Source organism: Leisingera sp. F5, from assembly GCF_001593695.1.
In genome coordinates this window covers 1-1,912 of sequence record NZ_LUKH01000656.1, presented here as the reverse complement: position 1 = coordinate 1,912, position 1,912 = coordinate 1, and the positions used below count along the sequence as shown (strand labels likewise).

2 protein-coding genes are annotated in these 1,912 nt (G+C 64.1%); one reads left to right on the top strand and one right to left on the bottom strand.

Annotated elements, in window-relative coordinates; all coding sequences use genetic code 11:
- Nucleotides 1–39: 39 nt before the first annotated feature.
- Complete coding sequence (locus A2I95_RS34445) at nucleotides 40–717, bottom strand: cell division ATP-binding protein FtsE (protein WP_027256418.1); 678 nt, start codon at nucleotides 715–717, stop codon at nucleotides 40–42.
- A gap of 219 nt (nucleotides 718–936) precedes the next feature.
- Here A2I95_RS34445 and A2I95_RS34440 point away from each other — a divergent pair, with 219 nt between their 5' ends.
- Nucleotides 937–1,881 carry a zinc-ribbon domain-containing protein gene (locus A2I95_RS34440; RefSeq protein WP_367153193.1) on the top strand — a complete coding sequence of 315 codons (945 nt, stop codon included), beginning with the start codon at nucleotides 937–939 and terminating at the stop codon, nucleotides 1,879–1,881.
- Nucleotides 1,882–1,912: the final 31 nt, after the last annotated feature.

The window sequence follows — 1,912 nt, the reverse complement described above, 5'->3', positions numbered from 1 at the left end:
GGGTATCGCCCAGGATCAGTTTGCGCAGTTTGCCCTCGGTCATAGGTCCGCCCCCGCAAGCTGCAATTGCCGGTTAGAGATGCGCAGCACCCGCGCCTGCACTTGGTTCTTGGCGGCCCGGATCAGCGACAGATCATGGGTCGCCACCAGAATGGTCTTGCCCATCCGATTCAGCTCCAGCAGCAGCTGCAGCAACCGTTGCGACATTTCCCAGTCCACGTTGCCCGTCGGCTCATCCGCGATAATCACATCCGGCGACAGGATGACTGAGCGGGCCAGCGCCGCCCGCTGCCGTTCGCCGCCCGACAATTCCGGCGGCAGCGCATGGGCGCGCTCGGACAGGCCGACCCAATTCAGCAGCTCCCGCAGGTTGGGTTCCTCATGCGTCAGCTCCCGCCCGGAGACCAGCAGCGGCAGGGCGATGTTCTCTATCACCGGTAAATGATCCAGGAACCGGCAATCCTGGTGCACAACCCCAACGCGGCGGCGCAGATGGGCCATCTGGTCACGGTCCAGACCCTTCACATCCATATTAAAGGCCCGCACCCGGCCGGAGGTCGGCATCAGCGCGCCATAGCAGAGTTTCAAGAGCGTTGTCTTGCCTGCGCCGGATGGACCGGTCAAGAAATGAAAAGAGCCTGGCGCCAGCTGCACTGACACCGCATCCAGCAGCTCGCCGCCGCCGTAATTATAGCTCACATTCTCCAGCTCGATCACTGCCGCCCCCTGAACGCGCCTTTTTTGGCTTTTAGCGCCCGGCTGTTTTGCCCCATGGGGCCGGCAGTTTCAATGGGGCTCTGTTGCCGGGAAACCCCCGCCGCCGCCGGGCTGGGGCAGCTACGGCAATTGACTCTTTCACCGGACCGCCAGGCCGCATATAATCCCTTGAAAAACAACCTGCCGCCTGCCGGCCGGCGGGATGGTGCCGAGGAGAGCATGATGCGCCTGACCTGCCCGAATTGTGCAGCCCAGTACGAAGTGCCCGAGGATGTGATCCCAGACGAAGGCCGGGATGTGCAGTGTTCCAATTGCGGCCAGACCTGGTTTCAGGCGGCTGCGGGGGCTGTTGCAGCACGTGCTGCCGAGGTCGAAACACCCGACGTGGTTGAAATCGAAACTGCACCTTCGCCAGCGGCAGAAGACATCCCTGAGCCGGACATGCCGAAGGACGTCCCTGCTGGAACCCCGGACGCCCCCCCAGGCGCTGCCTCCGCGCCGCAAGGCCCGCCAGAACCCGCAGCTGGACCGCGAGAGAGCAGCGAGGACGTTGATCCGGACGGCCAGCCTGACGCTGACGAAACCGGGGGCGCTGACGACGAACTCGCGGCGGCAACAGCGCCGCAGCGAACACGTGCCCTGGATCCCGCCTTGTCCGATATCCTGCGCGAAGAAGCCGAACGCGAAGCCTCATTGCGGGCGGCAGAGGGACACAGCCTGGAAACGCAACCTGATCTGGGGCTGGAGGACGCCGCAACACCCGAGGACGAGGCCGCCCGCCGCAGCCGCCAAGCCCGCGACAGGATGGCCCGAATCCGTGGCGAAGACCCGCGCCAGCTAGCCGCTGCTGAAACCGGTTCGCGCAAGGAATTGCTGCCAGATATCGAGGAAATCAATTCGACTTTGCGCTCTGCAGGCAGTGCAGCCCCTGCACCGCAGGCGGCCTCGGAAGAGCCGCCGGTGCAGCGCAAAAGCAGCTTCGCCCGCGGGTTTTCGCTGTCGGTGATTGCCGCGCTGGTGCTGGTCATGGTTTATGACAACGCGCCGCTGATCTCGGAAAAACTGCCGCAGGCGGATCCGGCACTCAGCAGCTATGTCGGTTGGGTGGATCAGGCGCGGTTCTGGCTGGATGGCCAGATCAGATCCCTTACCAGCGTCCAGTAGCACCATCCCGGCTCCATCCATTGTCCTGAAG

What these genes read in the sequence shown, in the direction of transcription:
- A2I95_RS34440 (WP_367153193.1), top strand. Translation starts at nt 937, where the DNA reads ATGATGCGCCTGACCTGCCCGAATTGTGCAGCCCAGTACGAAGTGCCC.